Below are 19,200 nucleotides of genomic sequence, written 5' to 3'. Positions count from 1 at the left end.
GGTTGGTGGTGGTTTACGTCATCACAACAATAGCCACGACGCTCATGCCCTCGTGGATTGCCGGAGCGTATACCAGTGTTGCGGTTGCAATGCCTTCCAACACAGCCGGGCCGAATGCCACGAACAGTGCGAACACGATCCCGGCAATGGCAGGAATCGGGCTGGATTTAGCCACCCCAATCCCTAAGCCCAGTAAAAAGGCAAACAAGGCAATCGCCTTACCCAAATAACCGGAAGTCCAGTCTTTGAGCTTGTCGTAAATCCCCTTGAACTCCGTGCCGGTCGTACCCGCATCGGCGTTAAAAGCAATCAGTAACAGCATCGCCAGCAACGCAAATGCAATCACCCATTTCTTGTGATCCATCACCCACAAGGTGAGGCGGGTAGTCGCGTCATCAACCGCTTGAGCCAAGGCTTGCGCGGGGTTTAGCATGGTTTTATCCATGTGTTATCTCCTGTTTATTGGTAAAAAAACCCTGCCCATCCTGAGCTGTGCCGATGGCTTAGTGTTTCGGGGCGTAATAGTGGTAATAACTACTTTCCGCACCCGTCCCCTGTCCGCTACCTGCGTCATATCCGTATTCTGTTGTCACCGCACTGCCGTCCTTGGGTGTGGGTGCGGCACACGGATAACTGTTACCGCACGTTACCCATTGCCCGTCGCATAAGCGTTGCCCGATGTGCTGATACCCCGGCATATACCAATCCGCTTGGGTTTTAGCTGCCTCACCCTGCGGACAAGCAGCCAATACACCACGGTACGGATCAGCAGCCGGGTTAACGTTAATCCCCAGTGTGCGTACCGGTGCAGGCAGTGTGCTTGTCACCACGGGTGCAGGTGGTGTCAGCGGCACAATGCCGTCCAAATCCACTAAACCATCCATCCAATCCGCGCCTGTCAACTCAGTCGAAGACGCTCCAAACGAGCTGTTCAGTGGTGGGGCTGTTGGTGATGACGGCACGCTGTTGGCGGCGGTGGGGTGACTGAACGTCGCCGCCTTTGGCTGGGGCAACTTGCACCCGCTCAACAGCAGTACCCCCAACAGTACCGCCACCATCCCCGTCAACCGGCTTGCCTTGCTGTTGTGCCAGCGCACGGAATACCTTGTTTGCATACGTTGTCCTCACCTGAGATTTTTTAGGGTCTGTGCCAGCACCATACGCACCAATGCCTTGGGCGTTGTAGCCGTAGCGGTCAATGCCTTGTTTGAGTATCCACGCACCCACATTGAGGTTGATGCAGGCATCATCCAGCAAAGTGGTTTTGGTAATCCCATAGCGTTGTAAGTGCGGTAGCCACCAGTCGTTAATCTGCATGTAACCGATGTCGAGTGACCCGTTGGTATTACGTGCCACCACCCGTGCGCGGTTGCTGGATTCCACCTGTGCCACCGCCTTGAGCAAAGACACCGGCACACCGTAACGCTGGGCTGCGTCTTGCCAGCACGGTGCAACGCCGTTATAGGCTTCATCACTGACTACCCGTGCCAGTGCCTTAGCCGGTAACAATCCGGCGCTGATCAACAACAACCCAGCAAGGTGTAAGAGCGGACGCTTCATGCTTTGGATCATGCCCCGAACTCCTCTTGCAGGATGTCCAACGGGTCTTTGTCCGGTTGGCGTACCCGTTGGCTGTCAATAATCAGGGTGGGTGTCGCAGTGATAGCGAATTGCTGGGTAAGGGTTTCCGAACGCGCCAGTAATTCAGCGGTGTCGGAGCCTTTCATGGTGTCGACAAAGGCGGCGGCCTTGAATCCCAGCGATTCCGCTACCGTGACCATCGTGCGTTCATCCGGTGCTTGGTTGCCTTCGTAAATGGCTTTGAAGAAAGCGGCCCGGTATGCCTCACCTTTGCCCAGCACCGCAGCGGCATACCCGGCAGCGGCTAGTTTCAGGTCATCGGGGGAGGACACAATATGCACCGCGTAATGCTTCACCTGCGGGTGCAGCGGCAACCAGATACCCAGTTGTAACGAGAGCTTGTAGCAGTGGGGACAGGCGAAAGAGAACACCTCAATAAACGAGCGTTGTCCGCCTGTACCTGTCCCGTTTGCCATCCCCACACGGGGAAGGTTTGCCAGAAAGAACCCAGTGGTTGCGCCAATCAGGAAGTTGCGTCGTGTCATCATGGTTGTGGCTCCTTGATTTCGGTGACGGGTGGCTTCCAGTTTTTGTCTTCTGATGCGGCTTTGTATTTGGTGTAGTTGGCGGTTGGCGGCATTTCGTCATCGCACATATCCAGTTCTGACCACACAAAGAACGGCTTACACGCCCGCGCTGCTGCTGCACCGTTGCAATCTTGGTAAATACGTCCCTTGAGTGGTACACGGTCTTGCCCGATACCGACCTTGACCCGCGCACACAAACGCCCTTCGTTATCCTCGGTTTTGTAGCGGGTGATCAAGGTTGCGCGGATACGTAGCGGGTCATCCGACAGGGTTTGTGCCTGCCAACGGGTTTCCATCTCCAGCGGGGCTAAACCTTCGGACTTGTCTTCACCGTTGATGACCGCCGCCATAAAAAAGGTGGGCGTTGCGCGTTCTGGTGCAGCTTGGGTGACAGGAGGGCTATCACCGTTTGCCCATGTACCCACCAGAAACACGCAGCCCACAACCGCTAGGAGGAAATAAACACGTTTGCGTAGCGTCGTCATGCGTTTGTTTGAGGTCATTATCGTCCTGCCCCATTTTGGTAATACTGATTCACTTTATCGCCCACGATACCGCTTTGCTTTTGCACCAAACTGTTCACCGTGGAGGCATTGGGTATCTGTGCATTCGCCATGATCTCGCTGATAAACTCCGATAAGTCCATTGCCCCGAAATCCAGCTTTTCGAGTTCCTCGGTAGTAAACCCGGAACAGTTCGGGCTATTGCCACTGCCCCAACCTTTACCGATCTGTGGGCGGCCTTGTTCATTGATGATGCGTGCTAATCGGGAGTTGAAGCAGCAGTACGACTCTTTTTTGACGTAGCAATACCCTAGAATTTTCTTGTCGCAGTAATTCCCGACGTAATGGCACAAGTTAGAACCGCGCTTCATTTGCAGGTAGGCTTCGTCTTCGGTACAGGATAAAAGCTGCATCAGCAGGTACAGCCCCACCTGCAAGGCGAAGGAATACGGATCAAACGAAAACGCGAAACCCGCGCCACTGGTGTAGCTCACGGTCAAACCGTAAAAACTCATGGAAGTGGAAGGATTAGGGTTCCATGCACCGGATGACCACGCATTGACTGCACGTTCCGTCATCCAGTTATTGCCCTTGGAAAACATGAAGTCGTACATGTAATTACTGCCCTTTTGGAAGCTGTAATCCAACAGGGCTTTACCAGCCGACATCGCCAGCATCATTGATTGGTTTGTTTGCGCACCACCTTTTGACTTACAGCAATTCTTTAAACCGGACAACTTAATGGAGCAACGCTCATCCGTGCCTTTGAATATCTGTAAATCATCGGTCATATACGTTCCGGCTTCACGCGCCGCCTCCATCATGGTGATGGCTTTGGCAAAGTCCGTATCGGGCGGACTCCCGGAATCGAAGCATTTACCTTCGAGGCAAAAGCTCTTGTTGGAACAGTCTTCGCGGGTATGGGTAGCACCGGGTGTTTTGCACAAGTACGCCACATCCCACACTTGGCAAGTACCATTGGGTAAGCGGTCAAGGCAGGTATCAGAGGATTGTTTGGTACACCCCTTGGCTTCCAAATCCTCGCAGGTATTCAGGCGATTGCCTAAACAGGTGTAGGTGTCTTCCCACGCCCAACAATCCTTGGTGACTGCCAAGCCGTTGATGGTGCGGGTTTCACCCGGTTCTACGCACTGATGCTCGGCAAGGGTGCAAGCGCTGTTGTCCTTGTTGGTTTTGCATTGGCTTTCATCCAGTTTGTCTTCGGTAATCGTGTGCGAATCATCCAGCACTACCGTGTTAGTGGGCTTCGGGGCAATCGGGTCAGCACAACGGTAGGTTTTTTGGTAGCGCATACACGCACCGTTAAAATCGGTTTCGACACACCGACTGGATGTTTCATTGCAACCGTGAGTCACCAAGGCATTGCAGTAATCTACTGCCATTGGTTTTATGCAGGAATACGTATCTTCATATTCCCAGCACCCACCGACAAGAGAAGCATCAACGACCAAGCCGGAAATGGTCTTGGTTGGCGAGCTATCCACACAAACAGACCCGATTTTTTTGCAATCACCGGCTTGTATCTGAAACGATGCCAAGAAAAGAAAGAGTGCTGTTATGGCTACACGAGTTATTTTAATGATCATTACTTAGCCCTGTTTTCCAACGCAGAACATTGGTTATCAACCAAGGAACCCAGAACCACTAATTCACGCGCCGAGCCTGTTATCTTGATAGCGCAGGGGCCGATACCATTTGCATTCGCACAGACCAAAACAACTTCGTTATTACCCTGCCTAATATACCGAGTAATATCCAAGTTAGGCGCTGCACCCCGGCAACCCCAATTGCAACCATCGTCATAAAAGTCACCCAGCGTGACACCACCGCTGTTTTTATAAACCATCCGGGAGTACCCACCCCAATCACCCCATCCCTCCACATACTCATAACCAACAGAACCCCAGCGCATATCAGAATAACCCGGCAGAACATTTTCATAGACTTTTGTGCCGTTTATCCAAACTTGCCCATAATTATCCACTTGATAACGCTCAATTTTAAAACTGTCAGGCGTACCCTTAACCGTAAAATTCATGGTGAATGTACTTGCTGACCACCCCGGCACTTCCGAACCACGATTAACATCAAACGATTCGGGTTTAATGACTGTTCCAACATTGACGGAAAACCCCCGGCGGCACTTGAGGCTCTCGTAAGAACTTACTGACTTTTCACACTGATAATTGGCATCACGATCCACCGTGACCACGCGCCCAATGGGGCAACGCTTATCCACGGGTTCTAAAAATTCCTCGCAGTGTTCGGTACTTTGTAAATCGGGGTCTTTGACTTCAACCGTCGTGCATCCACCTGTTCCAGAACCACCGTTCATACCGGAAACGGCATCACGATTATTCTTGGTAATGCCGTTGGATAAGTTGAATAAGGCATCGGTACGGGTTAATGGGTACTCCGGTCTGCCACTGCCCAAAAAGTTAATGGCATCACACTCTTTGCCATTAAAGCCGCTGGTACTGGCAGTGGTACACCCGGCTTGCTTGCCTAAACCGTCCCCGGACAAATTAACTTTGCCGTCACGCCATAAACCCGCCTCGGTTGGAGCGGTGTTGTAACCCGGCACATTGCCAGTGGCATTGGTGGCATTCACTGCACTGGCGGCGGCTGCACCACTGGCAGCGGTATCACTGCCTTGCTGGAATGCGGTAGCGGTATCCGCTTGTACGCCACTGCTGGCGATAAGCCACAACACGCCCAAGCCTGCCAACCACGTTACACACCTCACGGTTTCACCCCCAAGGCAGCAAGGTAACGTTGGGCGGCGGTATCCCAGTGCGGTTGTTTGGCTAATTCACGCAAGGCGTAGGTCAAGGAGACATCACCGCGTACCGCCACGTAATCCTTGCCCAGTTCACACGCCTGTTCAGCTTGGGGTGGTTGCTTTGCCAGTACGAAGGTGGGTACATCCTGCACCGCATACGCTTTGTATACATTCGGATCGACCTGAAAGGTGCTGTCACCGGCATCCTCACCCAAAACCTCGCGGATCGCTTTGGTAGTGGCTGTTAACGAATCATCCACCATCCCGCGCAGTACCAACACCGCACCGGCTTTGTCGGCTTGCAGGGCTAGGTTTTTCAGGGTGTCTTTGGGCATCGAAAACGACACCATGATCAGCAGCTCACCATCGCTGCGTAACGCCGGAAGCAACGGACGCTCCGCTTGCGCAAACAACTCCGCTAATGCACCGTCTACGTGCGGCGGCATCGGAATAGCGTTTAGGCGCGGTTGATGACCCGCCACCTTGTCGGCTTGCAGCCCCGGTGCAGCCAGCACGGTCGCCACTTTATCCGCAGCCGCCGCTACCGCAGCCTCATTAGGCAGTGTGGTGTCGGCTTGGCGTTGCTGTTGCGCAGCGACTTGTGCCGCCGTGGGCATGGCATCGGTAGGCTGGGCAGTCGCCGTCAGGCTCATGCAAAGCCCGAATAACACGTTGATCACGCTGGTGAGGTAGTGGGATTGTTTCATGTTAAAACCCAATAGCACCCTGACAGCAGTTACGTTTGCGGAAGACCATGTACGAGAAGTCTTCGCCTTTGTACGGGAACTCCTTGCCTGCACCCCAAATGGTCGTGGTACGCCCATAGGGTTGGCAGCAGCGTCCGGCAATCTTTTGGGTTTGCGGAACCGGGAATAACATCTGGTACTTGTAGTTGGATTTATCCATCTGCAAACGCGGGTAGTACCCGCACAAGCCGTCACCGCCACTGGCAGACCAGATCAGCCCTTGGCGGTGCATTTTGGCGGTGAGGCGTTGCATCAGGAGGCTGGAGGCTTGCACCCCGCCGATATGGTGTTGCACATGCCCGTTCAGCGGATACGCCGTGCCTTGGCAACCGCCACACCAAAACAATTCAGGGCGTGCAAACCCGGCGGAGGCTTGCACGCAATCCGCCGCACACGCCGCTTGCGCTGGTAGGTTGGCAAACAAGGACACATCAGGGTTGATGATGTAAGTCAGCTCATCGTCAATCCATAGCGGGTCAAGCTCGGTCAGGTACGCAATATCAAACGGGGATTTTTCGAGGCAGGCGTTATCCAGCAACACTTCCAACCAATACAAAATCGGGTTGACGTACCAGTGCGCTTGGTAAAACGAGGCCGGTGGTGCGCCGTCTTCAGGATCATCACGCCCCGCTTCCGGCGCATCAAACCCCGGATCAAGGTCGATACCACCCAAAGAGGCAAGGCAAAACGGTTTGCGCACAATGTCGACTTGGCGCACTGGCTCCCAAAAACCCACCTTAATGCCGATCTTGGGAATGCCATTCCCGGTACAGGTACACAGTACCCCGCCCGGATTGGCGGTATCCTCTTGCCCCATGCTCATTAACTTTGCCCCGCCCAATGTCAGCGGGAAAATGCACGACCAACAAATGTCCGTGATCGGGTTGGCAAACTTACCCTCGCAGGTCGGCTCCACCGCATGGGAGGGTAAGGGCGACAGCAGCAGGACAACCACCAGCAAGGTCAGCGATACGGCATGAGTGATGGGTAACGGTGGGGAGTTGCGGCGTGTCATGGGGTTGCACCCTCAGTAGGCGCGTGCGGCAACGCAATGCTATCAATGCGCAACACGCTATCCGTGGGCTTGTCCTGATACACCAGCGTCGGTACGTGTTTGATCGCTAAACGCTGGGTCAAATAACCGCCTTGGTCGAAATACACCGGACGCTTCCATTGACGCATGACCTGCATGTACGACCCGCCCACTAAAATCACTTTCACCGGCTTGTTGCTGGTTTGGTAATAGTCGTCGGCATAGGCCAGTTGCTGCGTGTCACTGCCGTCAATAAACAGCAACACTTTACTCAACCCTAAATATTCCAAGGGATTGACCCGCGTACCGGCTGCTACCACCACCTTGCCACTGGCATCGTGGATAGCCTTCTCGGCAACCACGCTGGGGTCGTAATAATGGGTTTGTGCTTGCGTGGCACTGCTAATGCCGGGAATCGGGGTGGGGTTTTCGATGGTGTTTAGCGCAGTGGCACGCATCGCCTGCTGCATCGCGTCGATTTCGCCAGCCGCTTGCTTGGCTTGCAGCCGTTCGTGGATCACCTCCAAAAAATCACGTTCAGCAATCGGGTAGGTTTTGCCCAATGCGGCTGCACTGGCTAGTGCTGGGGAATGCACGCACACAGCGATACCCAACAGCACACTCAGTGTTGTCAGGTGCTGTAAGCCCGTTGGTGTCCCCTTGCTGTGCATGATCTATTGTTAGCCTTTAAATGCGTATTAAACGTTGGCTAAATTATTTCAAGGGTGTCAACAACAAGGCAATGGAGTGCCGTCACCCCCCCCTGTCGCACTCAAACGTCACTCTCTTGACAATAGTTTTTATTTATGAATCTAAATGCGTGGATTTATGAAAATTAACGAAAAATGAACAAAAAAAACCCCGCACACGGCGGGGTTCAGGGTTAAGGTGAAGGTAAAAAAGTTACTTTGCCAGCATTCGCTTGGCGAGTGCTACCTCCACGGAATCACCATTGGGGTTTAGCACATCCAAACCGGTATCCGGCATATCACCGGACGTGCTTTGGCTAACAGCGATTTTTTCCGCCATTAACGCCAAACACGCGGTTTGCGCGGTATTAGCATAACCCAAGAAGTAAACATCAACGTCCAGCTTCTGCCCGATCCGCCAAGAGCGGCGTGCAGCCTGTTGCAGGGTGTAAACCGAGTAACCGGTTTGCATGAACGCGATTACCGGAAATTCCAGTAAATCCAGTCCCGTTTTTACCAGTTCCGGGTTACACACCAATACATCAATGCCACGGTCAACACGATCCAAAATCCAATCCTCACGCTGTTCAGTGGAGACACTGGAGCGCAATACATCGGTTTTCAGACCTGCCGCACTTAATAACGTTTTGAGGCGGTGCGCGGTGTCTTGTTTGCCGGTGTAGCTGGTGTAAATCAGTACCCGACGACCGTTGGCTTTTTCTGCTTTGCACAGGTCAATCAGACGTTGCTCTTTGGGAGTCAGCTCACTGTCCGTGTACTGTTGCGGTGCGCTTGCCAGCACCTCGCGGGTACGGGGATGGCGCACTGACTCAGCACGAAAGCAAGTTTCCGGCCAGCGCAATAACGCATTCAACACCACCCCTAACAAGGTGGTGTCACCCTTGGCTAACGCTTTACGCATGACTGCGGTCAGGTCAGTTGACAAGGTGTCATACGCATCACGCTGTTCACCGTCCATGTCCACCTCAACGTAATGCTCACGGTAAGGTGGCAACACGTCTTGCCCGATGTCTTTGAGTTTCAAAAACACGGTATAAGGCAGGATAAAACGGCAAATGCCAGTCGGGCCGAAACCCGGAGCTTTGGAAGTACGTTGTGAGCTTTTATCACCACGCGAGGTTTTGTGGCTACCGCCAGACGTGGTTTTAAACACGTCCTTGAGAATGCCATGATCCCGCATGAAACCCATCACCGCACCACCCAACGAGCGGTTGCGGTATTTGTACCCGTCCTCAATCATCCGACGCGGGTTAGCACGCCATAACAGGTGAAACAGATCATCGGCATAGCCACCCATTAGGGTTCCCGTCAGCAACAGCACCTTACGGGCTTTCGCTGCAAGTACCCCAAAGGCTTGGCCTTGGGCAGAATCACCGTTCTTATATTCATGACACTCATCGACTACCAAGGTGCCGAAGTAACCATCCGGTAAATGCCGTTTGATGAATTCCGTTGGCTGGTAGCCGCCTTGCCCCAAGGAAAACTCCATCTTAGCAAGGCTGCGTTCCATACGTTCGGCTTGGCGGTCACTGAATACCATATTGCCGCTGTCATCCATCAAGTTGGTGAACTCGTGGATATTATCGGACAACATATTACCCAGCATATCCTCACCAAACGCGGAAATCAGGCGTTCTGCCGTCTTGTCACCAATGGTTGGGAGTTGCTTTAACCCATCCAGTACCAGCTTGCGCTTGTCTTTCAGGGATTCCTTACGCAGCAGCGTCCACAGTTGTTCACCGCAGACATGCTCCGCACCGTCTTCATCCACATGCGTATGGTTACAAGCTAGACGTTGATCCGGCAAGAACTTCGCAGAACGGTAAGTATTGCCTTCCGCGTCACGGTAAACCGTGCCGCATTTAGGGCAAGCCAAAACCTTATGCGCATAAAACTCACCCGTATCGCTGCTGCGACCGCTGATAAGCTTGTGGGAAAACGAATGCTTCCACTCATAACCCATTCTCATGCGCACCCGTCCCATCACGAAATACTCTGGCGCATCGGCATTGCAGCCGGTTTTCACCAGCTCACGCAATTGCAGCAAACGTGCCAAGGTATCCGCACCGTTCAATACCCACACACGGGCATTGGGGACAGTTTCCTTGATCTCACGCCGCCATTTGTAAACTAAGTGCGGTGGGCAAATGACTAAAGTGCGTTGAAAGCCTTCAGCCTGCATCACCGCAGCGGCACAGATTGCCATCATGGTTTTTCCCGTGCCCATTTCTGCATTGATAATCCCGGCTTTTTCACCTTGATCGACCAATAAGGCAGTAATGGCTTGCACCGCTTCGCGCTGTGCAGGGAATGGCGCACGCAATAATCCATCCATCACCGCATCGCGGATCGGACAGGTATCTTCCGCATGAAAGACAGGCGGATTTTGTTGGTCTACGGCATCACGCAAAGCGTTACCGAAATCTTGAACGAACGCTGATAATGAAATAACAGCAGGTTCAGCTTGAGTGTTAGCGATAGCAGTCATGGTATTTCTCCTAAATGTGAGTTTCAGGAGAAACCTCCCCCACGGGAGTGATTCTCCCAAGGGGGTTAACAATAAAAGGTTGAGTAAAACGAACCGTTAGCAAGTCAGGCAATCACCCAACTGCTCAACGTTCAATGCGTATGAATGACCAGCGTATTGACCCTGCAACGGGTACAGGCTACTGATCTCGATAAAGGGAATGCCTTCAAGCCCATTCACTTCGTACCAATGCCCGACTTGAGCATCGCCGACCGGGAACAGTTCACCAAAAACGGCTAAACCCTTCCTGATGGGTTGATGATAAGTAGGCCATTTTTCGTACAGAAAGACCGCCGAAAACAAACCATTGGTGACTTCAAACAACCATTGGTCATAACGCTGCTTAAGCACCGTCTGACACCGTAACTTACGGACACGCAAACCGCTTTCGCGGTGTTCTGCCCATTCATGGTCGATCAATACAAGGGTTTCATCCAGCGCGGTGGGTGCTGCATTGCACGATTCAGGTTTCATGCAACACCTCCTTGCTGACGCTTTTCCCGGTAAAACGGGTCACAACGGGCAAGCCCTGCACGGGTCAGCGTGTAATACGCACTCCCATCGGTAACGGCATCCGTTTTATGCTTGACCAAAAATTGCAGAAGTCGGTTGCTTTCTGCTCGTGAAAAGTTTGCATCCTCGACAGTCTCTAACCAAAAATCCCAAAAATCTTGGGGATCAGCACTCGGAAGCGGCAGCTCCATCGCAACGGGTTGCAGGCTGTACTGGACACCCTTGCAAGTAGTGACTTGAATGATCGCCGTCATTGCACACCGCCTTCCACCAGAAAAGACTGGTTTTCGGTAATCGCACTTTCTGGCAACATCAACCACAGGTCTTCCAGGTAGCCAACGATGAAATCATCGCGCCCAACCAGTGTATGAGCATCCCAGTTCGCCAAGATGTCTTGGTTGCACTGAAACACATAAGACCCAAAGACCACGACGGCTCTGGCAACATCGACCATGCCCGTGCCACTTAAATCACACTTGCCGACAGCCTCTGTTGTCCACAGCGGCTTTTCGGGTGAGTAATCCAGCAAACCACCGGCTAATGTGTCACCTAAAAAGACAAATAAGCGTTTAAAGTTGCCATCTTGAACGACGACTAAACGGTATTGAGATTTCATGGGGTTTCTCCTCAAGTGAAAACATCGGGAGAAACGCTACCCCTAGGGAGTGGTGTTCTCCCGATAGGGTTGATTAAATAGTTAATTACGGAATCATTGGCTCACGACCATTAGGGAACAGGAGCAAATAAGCCTTGGCTCGGCGGCATCGTCCATCACCCGAATTCATTACATAATCACGGGCTTGAATATCATCGTCAAAACGACTTGATTCATCATGACGCTGAATCTCCAGCTTGCCGCCATCGACTTGAAATAATGCCCAACCATCCAACAATGCTGCTGCTTGGTCAGCACCAGACCAGTAAACCTCATTCACTGGCAACGTATCGTAAAATACGCCACTAGCCGATATTTCTAGGACAATTGCCTCTACAGCACCGTCACAACCATCAACAGTAATAACTTGCCCAACGCTATAGTCGCCACACATCACTATTTCTCCTCAAATGAAAACATCGGGAGAACACCGTCCCTAGGGAGTGGTGTTCTCCCATTGGGGTTGGTTAAAGGTTTAGGGGGATTAACGAATCATCAGCACATCGCCGTAGCTAGGGCTGTTGGGGGTAAAGTCCAATGCGCGAATCACGGGCACAAACACATCCGTGTCGATCCGCTCTTCGGTTTGTGATCCGTCGATATTTTCATGGATGCGGGTTTCAGTGCGCTTCTCTTTGTGGGTACTACCCTTGATCAGATAGACACGCCCATCCTCAGAATGCACCACACCACCGACTTGCCCCGCCGCCAATGCCAATGCCGTATGCCATTGGGTCATCTGACGCAGCGGATGGCGGTTGGCTTGCGCCTCAGCTTGCCGGAATAACCCGGTAAACTGCTGTTGCAGCACTGACTGGTGATTAGCCATCTCCTGTCGCAGTTGTGCAGCGTCTATATTGGCCGCAGCAAATTTAAACTGGCGACGACCTTCTTGAATCGCAGGTACATAGTACGGGGTATCCGTCCATGTTTCTGGCAACTCATCCGGGACAATATCACCGACACCAATACCCATCAGGTGCTGACGCAGGCTGGTATCGACATTGCCATTGGCTTTTTGCTTCACACCGAACAACACGGTTTGCTTGAACTGATTTGTCGCTGCCCGGAACACTTTCACATCCCGAAAGTGCATAGCCACCCAATTCGACAATTGCTTGTCATAACTGGTGGTAGGCAAAATCAGCACCATGACCCCACCGACCTGCAAGAGGCCGTGAGAACGCTGGTAAAAGTGTTTTTCCAAACGGGCACGGCTTTCTTTAAACAAGCCGTGTGCGCCGTTGCCTTCGTGATCTTTGACCATATCCCCGTAAGGCGGATTGAGCCAAAGCAAACCAAACGTACCGTAGGTCGTCATGACCCCGTTAAAATCACCGTGTAAACAGTGATCCAACAGGGTTTTCGCGTGCCAAGCACGCTCTTGGTCATATTCAACGCCATAAGCGACGGTGCGCTCTTTACCAAGGTGGTATTTGCATTCAGCCAATGCGACTCCTTCACCCGCACACGGGTCAAGAATACGCATCTGCCCTTCGTCCGCTGCTTCCAGTGCCGATAAAGTACGGGCAATGGTGGCATCGTCAGTTGGGTAATAGCCGTTCTTAATGAAATTTTGCGCCAAGCGCGGGAATACAAGAATTTTAGCCATGATGTTTCTCCTAAAAGTGAGTTTCAGGAGAAACCTCCCCCACGGGAGTGAATCTCCCAATGGGGTTAAAAATAAAAAAACAGTAAACAGAACAGTAAAGTCCCCTTGCGGGGTAGCCACCAACTTAACCGAAGTTAAGCCGCTATCAGCAGTGGCACAGATAGCTTTAAGGGTTGGCTACCAGTCGTAAGACCAATAGCTAAGGGCGTGTTCAGGGTGGAACACTACACATAGAAACCTTTCCACCGGACACGGATACTATTGCATCCCTGCCGACCGGAAAGGCCACCACACCCGAAGGTGTGATTTGCCCAACGTTAATGAATCACTGTTGTGACAACACGTTTAATGCTGCACTTCGTGTCAATGGCAATAGCGCGTATTGCTGTCCATGACTGACCAATACCAGCACATCACCATTCCCCTGCTGAAAATAATCAGACTTTGCCTTTAGCAAATGCTGGTACTCAGCTTCAGGTAACGGGATACCGATACAGGGTTGAGCGATTTTTTCAAATTCCCGAAACACATCCTGATCACACCGGCCTTTCAGCGGAATCAGCGACAGGTTGTATTGCTGTACAAACGCCAAATTGACGGATTTCTTAGCCATGCGCAGCCTCCAACTCATCATAAATATCTTGGAACACTGCAGCACCGGAAGCACCATCACGGTAGTCTTGCTCTGCACACCGGGTAATGAAATTCACATCGGTCATGCGGACGGTTTCATCAGTTAGGTATTCTTCAAACACTTCGGTGTAAACCGCTGCATATTGCCTGAATACACTAAGATCGGATTGATAACGCGCCAATACAGCATCGACATAATGCCCTGTTAAATCAGTCATGCGGATACCTCCGCAAAAACGTCTTCTAGCAAATCATCCGAAGGTGCACCTTGTTTCCATGCCTTGTCTATCAGCCGTGCAAACAGGTTTTCAAGCACATCGGGTTGCTCGACAGGTATCTTGAAATCGCGTTCACTGATTTCGTTAATCACTTGGTTTTTATCGACCAAATCCATAAACAGTGGCGCATCCAGACCTTGCTGCAAAACTTCCCGCAGCAAAATCACCAAAGCCACACCGACGCTACCGCCGTATAAGCGTTGCTGGGTGGGTAGATTTTCGTACTGAAATCCCTGATTAGCCATCAATTCAAGCAGTCGCTCAATAGAGTAGCGAGTCCATGTATCCATCGTATTTCTCCTCAATAAAGTCATACCGAGAGAAACACCCCCGGACGGGAAATGCTTCCCGGCAGGGTTGGTTAAAGTGAAAGGTTAGTTAAGTAAATGCTGGGCGACAGGATCACCCTTAACACCGTGATGCAGGCTCACACGGGAACCCGCATCTATACCGGCTTGAACGCCATCGGCATCCAGATCACGGTTTTGGCGGTGCTTATGGGTTTTGAGCTTGCCAAATTTGACATCAATCCATTCCTGAATGTCCTGATCAGGCTCATGCCCTGCAAAATTACGCACGGTTTCGTTAACGCGGTATAACCAGCCCTCACAAAATGAGGTCGTGGCTTTACGTGCATCTTCTTTAGCCGCTTTCTTGAGTGCTTTAGCCCGACGCAGGGTGTACTGCACTTCGCCATCATAAATATCCCGACCCAAACGCGCTGCAATGGTTGCACCACTGGCATCCCAATCAGGATCAAGCAGGCTGCACAACATCTGTTCATGGAAAGCATCACTTTCCACCTCCAAACGTTTCCACAACACCGCGTAAGTGTATTGTGCCAGCTCCGGGTAATGGCCTTTGCCGATAAACTCAAATGCACCACCCCTACTGGGGTGATGCAAGATCAACCGACAAGCAAATGCCAAAGCTATCGTATTAGCAAGACGAGCAGCCCGATCACGGGCAGGCGGTGCTTTGCTTTCCATCGACTTCACTTCCGCCAGTTTGACCTGTGCTTCCGTAATGCCGTGTTTGTCCATGAGCTTCTTAGCCTGACGTAATGCGGCCTCCGCTTCACCGGGGTTATCCGATGCAGCTAGTGCCAAGCACTTCTTGATCTTGTCTAAGATGCGGTTCATATCCACGTTTTCCATCACACGCCCTCCTGTTCTGAATCCATTACCAGCTCGTATTCGACATACGTTTCGTGGAATTTGGATACCAGTACCAAGTAGAACGTGAACGTAAAAGCACTGATTTCACCGTAACGATGAAATCGGTAGCAGTGGAATTGAGGACAATCCTCCAGTAAAGCGGGATCAACCTCATCACCTTCGTCACTAAAAAAATCATCTTGACCGTCAAGAATCATATCTATAGTCAATACCGAACTGGGCAAAGATTCCAGCAATAACCGAACTTCATCCCAATGCGCTTTGATCAATGTCACCTGTGCTGACGCTGGATACGTCATATTTTCTGCGAATTCACCACTGACCGTGGTAGCCACAGAGCGGAAGGTGTGTGTTTGCGTTTCAATAGCCATCGTGTTTCTCCTGAAAAAAATAACACCGGGAGAAACACCCCCTACGGGAAATGCTTCCCGGCGGGGTTGGTTAACAATGAGTGCTTAAAAAGCTAAGGGTTATAACAAGCCGCGTTCAGCGAATGACACCATAGCGTCAACACCGACCACGAAGTGATCCAATACCCGCACATCAATCAGATTCAGTGAATCCTTGAGCTTTTGGGTAATGCGTTCATCCGCTTGACTAGGCTCCGGGACACCTGACGGGTGGTTGTGTACAAAAATGACCGCAGCAGCGTTGTGCTTCAGGCATTCCCGTACAACCTCGCGAGGGTGAACGCTGGCTTTATCAATGGTTCCGAAAAACAATTCACCGACATGCAAAAGCCGGTGATTATTATCCAGAAACAAACACCCAAACACTTCAGCCTTGCGGTTCCCCAGCCATGACAGCAGGTAAGTACGCACCGCATCAGGATCGGCAAGGTTCAGGTCTTTGCGTTGGTTGAGTGCTTGCAGCGCAATACCACTGGCGATACCCATGAGGTCATCAGCACTAAACAAGCCACTCACGCGGTACATCCCGCCTGCTTCCATAACGCATTGGTTTTGATCTTGATAGTCCATAGTGTTTCTCCTTAACGTAAATATCAGGAGAAACCTCTCCCACGGGAGTGATTCTCCCGGTAGGGTTGGTAACAATGAGGTTTAAAGGGATGCTGCGACAATCCGCAACTTTTCCGCACGGTGATCACCTTGCTGCAAAGCCTTTAATACAGGCTCGGCTTCTTGGTAATCGGCAAAAACATGAGGCGGTGATGTCTTGCGACAATCATATCCGGCAATAAAGCAGATTTTCCCCGCCGCAATAACATGCCAGCACTGATTGGGTGTTTCGATAATAAAACCAGCCATTAATCAGCTCTCCACATCAAGGAAGCCAGCACCATTGCCTTCTGGATCACTCAAGACCCAAACAGTCTTTATCTCACCCGTGGGCATCCGTGCTTCAAAGCCAAAGCTGGAATAATCTTCAGCGACTACCGACTGGGTAATCACTGCTCCAACTAACGATTGACCGATAGCTGTCGCCATCATTTTTGTGTATTCAACATCTGACATGGTATTTCTCCTAAAAGTGAAGTTCAGGAGAAACCTCCCCCCACGGGAATGATTCTCCCAGTAGGGTTAACAATAAAAGATCAGTAACAAGCGAAACGGCTATTTCAGGCAGTGATTTCCATGATAACCATCCATTCTGAAGCAATATCTTCAGCTTTCATTTGTCCATTGGAAATCAGTTGTAATTGAATCCTCATGCTTTCAGCAGATTCGTCATATTTGGGAACACGATACCGAAAGCAGGTTGTTGACCTGTTAAGAAGTGTTGCCACTGCTTTGATGTTTCTGACAAAAACAATGGCTTCATCCCGTGATGGGCATATCCAACAAGCCTTATAACCAATAGGCTCTTTCATGGCCTCGGTAACGCTGTATCTGCTGTTCACAGAAACAAGATTGCTACCGCGTGTGTAATGAGGGTTCATGAAATTTCTCCATTAATCTCAAGGCAGCCAGCACCATTGCCTTCTGGATCACTCAAAACAAACACTGTTTTCAGCTCACCCGTTGGCATACGCACTTCAAAACCGAATCCCGGTATTCCAGACCAGTTTTCACCGACAAGGGATCGTTCAATAACGCCACCAATCAATTGCTGATGAATAGCAGCGGATTGTCGCTGTGAATATTTTGGATCATTCATGAGATAGCACCTCCTAAAAGTGAGTTTCAGGAGAAACCTCCCCCACGGGAGAGATTCTCCCGGCAGGGTTAACAATAAAAGATCAGTAAACAAAACAGTAAAGTCCCCTTGCGGGGTAGCCACCAACTTAACCGAAGTTAAGCCGCTATCAGCAGTGGCACAGATAGCTTTAAGGGTTGGCTACCAGTCGTAAGACCAATAGCTAAGGGCGTGTTCAGAAGTGGAACACTACACATAGAAACCTTTCCACCGGACACGGATATTACAGTATCCCTGCCCACTGGAAAGGCCACCACACCCGAAGGTGTGATTTGCCCAAAGTTAAACAATTAAGCGGTCAGGCATTCGCCGATCCATTCCTTGTGGGTTAGACGATACTCTGTACCGTCAAGCCATCCGCAGAGTGGATTGATGCGACTGATACGGACAATGCCGAGACTGTAAACCAAACTGTGTAACTGCTCTGATAGGCTACCCTAATGCGGGTAACGATGAGAGAGTACGACACAATGGAACAGGCACAACTCCAAGCTCTAGCCAAAGACTTGGCAAAAAGCATCAAGACGGAAGCAGACCTCAAGCAACTATCGCAACTCCTGCTGAAGATGACGGTAGAGGCTGCTTTAAACGCGGAATTGGATGACCATCTAGGGTATGACCGCCATGCGAAAACCCCAGAGGTAGGGAACAGCCGTAACGGTTACATGAGCAAGCTGCTGAAAAGCGACCAAGGCACGGTTGAAATCCAAACCCCGCGTGACCGTGATGGCAGTTTCAGCCCGCAACTGGTGAAGAAAAACCAAACCCGCTTCACCAAGATGGATGACCAAATCCTGTACCTGTATGCCAAAGGCATGAGTACGCGTGAAATCGTGGATTGCTTCCAAGAGCTGTACGGGGCAGAGGTTTCCCCGACCTTGGTATCCAGTGTCACGGCATCGGTGTTGGATCAGGTGACAACATGGCAATCCCGCCCGTTAGACCCGGTCTACCCGATTGTCTACCTTGATGCGATGGTGATGAAAATCCGCAAGGGAAAACAAGTGGTTAACCAATCAGTCTACCTTGCATTGGCGGTCAACTTGCAAGGGCATAAAGAACTGTTGGGGCTATGGCTGTCCGAAAATGAAGGTGCGAAATTCTGGTTAGGCGTTTTGACTGAACTGCAAAATCGGGGTGTCCAGGACATCCTGATTGCCTGCGTGGATGGGCTGACAGGCTTCCCCGATGCCATCAATGCGGTGTTCCCCAAAACTGACATCCAACTTTGCATCGTCCACATGGTACGCAACTCCTTGAAATTCGTGGCATGGAAAGATTACAAAGCCGTCACCACCGACCTCAAGGACATCTACCAAGCCAGCACCGAAGACCAAGGGAAACTCGCCCTCCAGCAGTTTGGTGAACGCTGGAATGACAAATACCCACAAATCAGCCGTTCGTGGCTCAACCACTGGGAAAACCTCAACACCTTCTTTGCTTACCCTGCGGACATCCGCAAAGCCATCTACACCACTAACGCCATCGAATCCCTCAACAGCGTGGTGCGCAAGGCGGTGAACAAGCGCAAGGTATTTACTAACGAAGATGCTGCCAAAAAAGTGGTTTTCCTTGCCATTGAACAGGCTTCGCGCAAATGGACGATGCCCATCCATAACTGGAAATCGGCACTCAACCGCTTTATGCTCCTGTTTGAAGACAGGCTCAAAGACTTTGTTTGATT

Annotated in this window: 27 protein-coding genes; 1 reads left to right on the top strand and 26 read right to left on the bottom strand. The window is 51.3% G+C overall.

The window, feature by feature from the left end:
- Nucleotides 1-13 precede the first annotated feature (13 nt).
- The 26 genes from traA to J9260_RS05995 form a co-directional block, all read right to left on the bottom strand.
- Nucleotides 14-445, bottom strand: coding sequence for a TraA family conjugative transfer protein (gene traA / locus J9260_RS06120; RefSeq protein WP_210220137.1), 432 nt, complete (start codon nt 443-445; stop codon nt 14-16).
- A gap of 58 nt (nt 446-503) precedes the next feature.
- Nucleotides 504-884: a hypothetical protein gene (locus tag J9260_RS06115; RefSeq protein WP_210220136.1), complete on the bottom strand. Its 381-nt coding sequence runs from the start codon at nt 882-884 to the stop codon at nt 504-506.
- Nucleotides 885-903: 19 nt separating this feature from the next.
- The gene (locus J9260_RS06110; RefSeq protein WP_210220135.1) at nt 904-1,572 is read right to left on the bottom strand and encodes a lytic transglycosylase domain-containing protein; all 669 of its coding nucleotides are present in this window, start codon (nt 1,570-1,572) and stop codon (nt 904-906) included.
- Nucleotides 1,569-2,129, bottom strand: a complete 561-nt coding sequence (locus J9260_RS06105) for a DsbA family protein (RefSeq protein ID WP_210220134.1) — start codon at nt 2,127-2,129, stop codon at nt 1,569-1,571. The genes J9260_RS06110 and J9260_RS06105 overlap by 4 nt, the downstream gene beginning before the upstream one ends.
- Nucleotides 2,126-2,671, bottom strand: a complete 546-nt coding sequence (locus tag J9260_RS06100) for a hypothetical protein (protein WP_210220133.1) — start codon at nt 2,669-2,671, stop codon at nt 2,126-2,128. Before J9260_RS06100 ends, J9260_RS06105 begins: the two co-directional genes overlap by 4 nt.
- A complete protein-coding gene (locus J9260_RS06095; protein WP_210220132.1) occupies nt 2,671-4,278 on the bottom strand; it encodes a conjugal transfer protein TraN in 1,608 nt (535 codons plus the stop codon). The genes J9260_RS06100 and J9260_RS06095 overlap by 1 nt, the downstream gene beginning before the upstream one ends.
- Nucleotides 4,278-5,438 (bottom strand): hypothetical protein, encoded by a 1,161-nt coding sequence (locus J9260_RS06090; RefSeq protein ID WP_210220131.1) that lies wholly within the window; start codon nt 5,436-5,438, stop codon nt 4,278-4,280. Before J9260_RS06090 ends, J9260_RS06095 begins: the two co-directional genes overlap by 1 nt.
- Nucleotides 5,435-6,181, bottom strand: coding sequence for a type-F conjugative transfer system pilin assembly protein TrbC (gene trbC, locus J9260_RS06085; protein ID WP_210220130.1), 747 nt, complete (start codon nt 6,179-6,181; stop codon nt 5,435-5,437). Before trbC ends, J9260_RS06090 begins: the two co-directional genes overlap by 4 nt.
- A 1-nt stretch (nt 6,182) precedes the next feature.
- Nucleotides 6,183-7,235, bottom strand: coding sequence for a conjugal transfer pilus assembly protein TraU (gene traU, locus J9260_RS06080; protein ID WP_210220129.1), 1,053 nt, complete (start codon nt 7,233-7,235; stop codon nt 6,183-6,185).
- Nucleotides 7,232-7,924, bottom strand: coding sequence for a type-F conjugative transfer system protein TraW (traW, locus tag J9260_RS06075; RefSeq protein ID WP_210220128.1), 693 nt, complete (start codon nt 7,922-7,924; stop codon nt 7,232-7,234). The genes traU and traW overlap by 4 nt, the downstream gene beginning before the upstream one ends.
- A gap of 232 nt (nt 7,925-8,156) precedes the next feature.
- Nucleotides 8,157-10,451 (bottom strand): DEAD/DEAH box helicase, encoded by a 2,295-nt coding sequence (locus J9260_RS06070; RefSeq protein ID WP_210220127.1) that lies wholly within the window; start codon nt 10,449-10,451, stop codon nt 8,157-8,159.
- Between the two features lie 96 nt (nt 10,452-10,547).
- Nucleotides 10,548-10,964, bottom strand: a complete 417-nt coding sequence (locus tag J9260_RS06065; protein ID WP_210220126.1) for a hypothetical protein — start codon at nt 10,962-10,964, stop codon at nt 10,548-10,550.
- A complete protein-coding gene (locus tag J9260_RS06060) occupies nt 10,961-11,257 on the bottom strand; it encodes a hypothetical protein (protein WP_210220125.1) in 297 nt (98 codons plus the stop codon). Before J9260_RS06060 ends, J9260_RS06065 begins: the two co-directional genes overlap by 4 nt.
- Nucleotides 11,254-11,619 carry a hypothetical protein gene (locus J9260_RS06055; protein ID WP_210220124.1) on the bottom strand — a complete coding sequence of 122 codons (366 nt, stop codon included), beginning with the start codon at nt 11,617-11,619 and terminating at the stop codon, nt 11,254-11,256. Before J9260_RS06055 ends, J9260_RS06060 begins: the two co-directional genes overlap by 4 nt.
- Nucleotides 11,620-11,704: 85 nt before the next feature.
- Nucleotides 11,705-12,052 (bottom strand): hypothetical protein, encoded by a 348-nt coding sequence (locus J9260_RS06050; RefSeq protein WP_210220123.1) that lies wholly within the window; start codon nt 12,050-12,052, stop codon nt 11,705-11,707.
- Nucleotides 12,053-12,142: 90 nt separating this feature from the next.
- Entirely contained in the window at nt 12,143-13,270 is a 1,128-nt protein-coding gene (locus J9260_RS06045) for a DUF6094 domain-containing protein (RefSeq protein ID WP_210220122.1), read from the bottom strand.
- Nucleotides 13,271-13,595: 325 nt separating this feature from the next.
- Entirely contained in the window at nt 13,596-13,883 is a 288-nt protein-coding gene (locus J9260_RS06040) for a hypothetical protein (protein ID WP_210220121.1), read from the bottom strand.
- Complete coding sequence (locus J9260_RS06035; RefSeq protein ID WP_210220120.1) at nt 13,876-14,121, bottom strand: hypothetical protein; 246 nt, start codon at nt 14,119-14,121, stop codon at nt 13,876-13,878. Before J9260_RS06035 ends, J9260_RS06040 begins: the two co-directional genes overlap by 8 nt.
- On the bottom strand, nt 14,118-14,471 hold the full coding sequence (locus J9260_RS06030; protein WP_210220119.1) for a hypothetical protein: 354 nt from the start codon (nt 14,469-14,471) through the stop codon (nt 14,118-14,120). The genes J9260_RS06035 and J9260_RS06030 overlap by 4 nt, the downstream gene beginning before the upstream one ends.
- An 84-nt stretch (nt 14,472-14,555) precedes the next feature.
- Nucleotides 14,556-15,338 (bottom strand): DUF2786 domain-containing protein, encoded by a 783-nt coding sequence (locus J9260_RS06025; protein WP_210220118.1) that lies wholly within the window; start codon nt 15,336-15,338, stop codon nt 14,556-14,558.
- Nucleotides 15,338-15,730, bottom strand: a complete 393-nt coding sequence (locus J9260_RS06020; protein ID WP_210220117.1) for a hypothetical protein — start codon at nt 15,728-15,730, stop codon at nt 15,338-15,340. Before J9260_RS06020 ends, J9260_RS06025 begins: the two co-directional genes overlap by 1 nt.
- A 99-nt stretch (nt 15,731-15,829) precedes the next feature.
- On the bottom strand, nt 15,830-16,339 hold the full coding sequence (gene radC, locus J9260_RS06015; protein WP_210220116.1) for a RadC family protein: 510 nt from the start codon (nt 16,337-16,339) through the stop codon (nt 15,830-15,832).
- 81 nt (nt 16,340-16,420) lie between these two features.
- Nucleotides 16,421-16,627, bottom strand: coding sequence for a hypothetical protein (locus J9260_RS06010; RefSeq protein WP_210220115.1), 207 nt, complete (start codon nt 16,625-16,627; stop codon nt 16,421-16,423).
- 3 nt (nt 16,628-16,630) lie between these two features.
- Nucleotides 16,631-16,834, bottom strand: a complete 204-nt coding sequence (locus tag J9260_RS06005) for a hypothetical protein (protein ID WP_210220114.1) — start codon at nt 16,832-16,834, stop codon at nt 16,631-16,633.
- A gap of 104 nt (nt 16,835-16,938) precedes the next feature.
- Nucleotides 16,939-17,259 carry a hypothetical protein gene (locus J9260_RS06000; protein ID WP_210220113.1) on the bottom strand — a complete coding sequence of 107 codons (321 nt, stop codon included), beginning with the start codon at nt 17,257-17,259 and terminating at the stop codon, nt 16,939-16,941.
- Nucleotides 17,256-17,477: a hypothetical protein gene (locus J9260_RS05995; protein ID WP_210220112.1), complete on the bottom strand. Its 222-nt coding sequence runs from the start codon at nt 17,475-17,477 to the stop codon at nt 17,256-17,258. Before J9260_RS05995 ends, J9260_RS06000 begins: the two co-directional genes overlap by 4 nt.
- 509 nt (nt 17,478-17,986) lie before the next feature.
- Here J9260_RS05995 and J9260_RS05990 point away from each other — a divergent pair.
- Nucleotides 17,987-19,198: an IS256 family transposase gene (locus J9260_RS05990; protein WP_210218710.1), complete on the top strand. Its 1,212-nt coding sequence runs from the start codon at nt 17,987-17,989 to the stop codon at nt 19,196-19,198.
- The last annotated feature ends 2 nt before the right edge of the window (nt 19,199-19,200 follow it).

Origin of the sequence: Thiothrix unzii (assembly GCF_017901175.1) — a bacterium.
Classification (GTDB): domain Bacteria; phylum Pseudomonadota; class Gammaproteobacteria; order Thiotrichales; family Thiotrichaceae; genus Thiothrix; species Thiothrix unzii.
Note: the sequence above shows the minus strand (reverse complement) of the source record. Positions and strands in the feature narration are given on the sequence as shown.

What these genes read in the sequence shown, in the direction of transcription:
- traA (WP_210220137.1), bottom strand. Translation starts at nt 445, where the DNA reads ATGGATAAAACCATGCTAAACCCCGCGCAAGCCTTGGCTCAAGCGGTT.
- J9260_RS06115 (WP_210220136.1), bottom strand. Translation starts at nt 884, where the DNA reads ATGGATGGTTTAGTGGATTTGGACGGCATTGTGCCGCTGACACCACCT.
- J9260_RS06110 (WP_210220135.1), bottom strand. Translation starts at nt 1,572, where the DNA reads ATGATCCAAAGCATGAAGCGTCCGCTCTTACACCTTGCTGGGTTGTTG.
- J9260_RS06105 (WP_210220134.1), bottom strand. Translation starts at nt 2,129, where the DNA reads ATGATGACACGACGCAACTTCCTGATTGGCGCAACCACTGGGTTCTTT.
- J9260_RS06100 (WP_210220133.1), bottom strand. Translation starts at nt 2,671, where the DNA reads ATGACCTCAAACAAACGCATGACGACGCTACGCAAACGTGTTTATTTC.
- J9260_RS06095 (WP_210220132.1), bottom strand. Translation starts at nt 4,278, where the DNA reads ATGATCATTAAAATAACTCGTGTAGCCATAACAGCACTCTTTCTTTTC.
- trbC (WP_210220130.1), bottom strand. Translation starts at nt 6,181, where the DNA reads ATGAAACAATCCCACTACCTCACCAGCGTGATCAACGTGTTATTCGGG.
- traU (WP_210220129.1), bottom strand. Translation starts at nt 7,235, where the DNA reads ATGACACGCCGCAACTCCCCACCGTTACCCATCACTCATGCCGTATCG.
- traW (WP_210220128.1), bottom strand. Translation starts at nt 7,924, where the DNA reads ATGCACAGCAAGGGGACACCAACGGGCTTACAGCACCTGACAACACTG.
- J9260_RS06070 (WP_210220127.1), bottom strand. Translation starts at nt 10,451, where the DNA reads ATGACTGCTATCGCTAACACTCAAGCTGAACCTGCTGTTATTTCATTA.
- J9260_RS06065 (WP_210220126.1), bottom strand. Translation starts at nt 10,964, where the DNA reads ATGAAACCTGAATCGTGCAATGCAGCACCCACCGCGCTGGATGAAACC.
- J9260_RS06060 (WP_210220125.1), bottom strand. Translation starts at nt 11,257, where the DNA reads ATGACGGCGATCATTCAAGTCACTACTTGCAAGGGTGTCCAGTACAGC.
- J9260_RS06055 (WP_210220124.1), bottom strand. Translation starts at nt 11,619, where the DNA reads ATGAAATCTCAATACCGTTTAGTCGTCGTTCAAGATGGCAACTTTAAA.
- J9260_RS06050 (WP_210220123.1), bottom strand. Translation starts at nt 12,052, where the DNA reads ATGTGTGGCGACTATAGCGTTGGGCAAGTTATTACTGTTGATGGTTGT.
- J9260_RS06045 (WP_210220122.1), bottom strand. Translation starts at nt 13,270, where the DNA reads ATGGCTAAAATTCTTGTATTCCCGCGCTTGGCGCAAAATTTCATTAAG.
- J9260_RS06040 (WP_210220121.1), bottom strand. Translation starts at nt 13,883, where the DNA reads ATGGCTAAGAAATCCGTCAATTTGGCGTTTGTACAGCAATACAACCTG.
- J9260_RS06035 (WP_210220120.1), bottom strand. Translation starts at nt 14,121, where the DNA reads ATGACTGATTTAACAGGGCATTATGTCGATGCTGTATTGGCGCGTTAT.
- J9260_RS06030 (WP_210220119.1), bottom strand. Translation starts at nt 14,471, where the DNA reads ATGGATACATGGACTCGCTACTCTATTGAGCGACTGCTTGAATTGATG.
- J9260_RS06025 (WP_210220118.1), bottom strand. Translation starts at nt 15,338, where the DNA reads ATGGAAAACGTGGATATGAACCGCATCTTAGACAAGATCAAGAAGTGC.
- J9260_RS06020 (WP_210220117.1), bottom strand. Translation starts at nt 15,730, where the DNA reads ATGGCTATTGAAACGCAAACACACACCTTCCGCTCTGTGGCTACCACG.
- radC (WP_210220116.1), bottom strand. Translation starts at nt 16,339, where the DNA reads ATGGACTATCAAGATCAAAACCAATGCGTTATGGAAGCAGGCGGGATG.
- J9260_RS06010 (WP_210220115.1), bottom strand. Translation starts at nt 16,627, where the DNA reads ATGGCTGGTTTTATTATCGAAACACCCAATCAGTGCTGGCATGTTATT.
- J9260_RS06005 (WP_210220114.1), bottom strand. Translation starts at nt 16,834, where the DNA reads ATGTCAGATGTTGAATACACAAAAATGATGGCGACAGCTATCGGTCAA.
- J9260_RS06000 (WP_210220113.1), bottom strand. Translation starts at nt 17,259, where the DNA reads ATGAACCCTCATTACACACGCGGTAGCAATCTTGTTTCTGTGAACAGC.
- J9260_RS05995 (WP_210220112.1), bottom strand. Translation starts at nt 17,477, where the DNA reads ATGAATGATCCAAAATATTCACAGCGACAATCCGCTGCTATTCATCAG.
- J9260_RS05990 (WP_210218710.1), top strand. Translation starts at nt 17,987, where the DNA reads ATGGAACAGGCACAACTCCAAGCTCTAGCCAAAGACTTGGCAAAAAGC.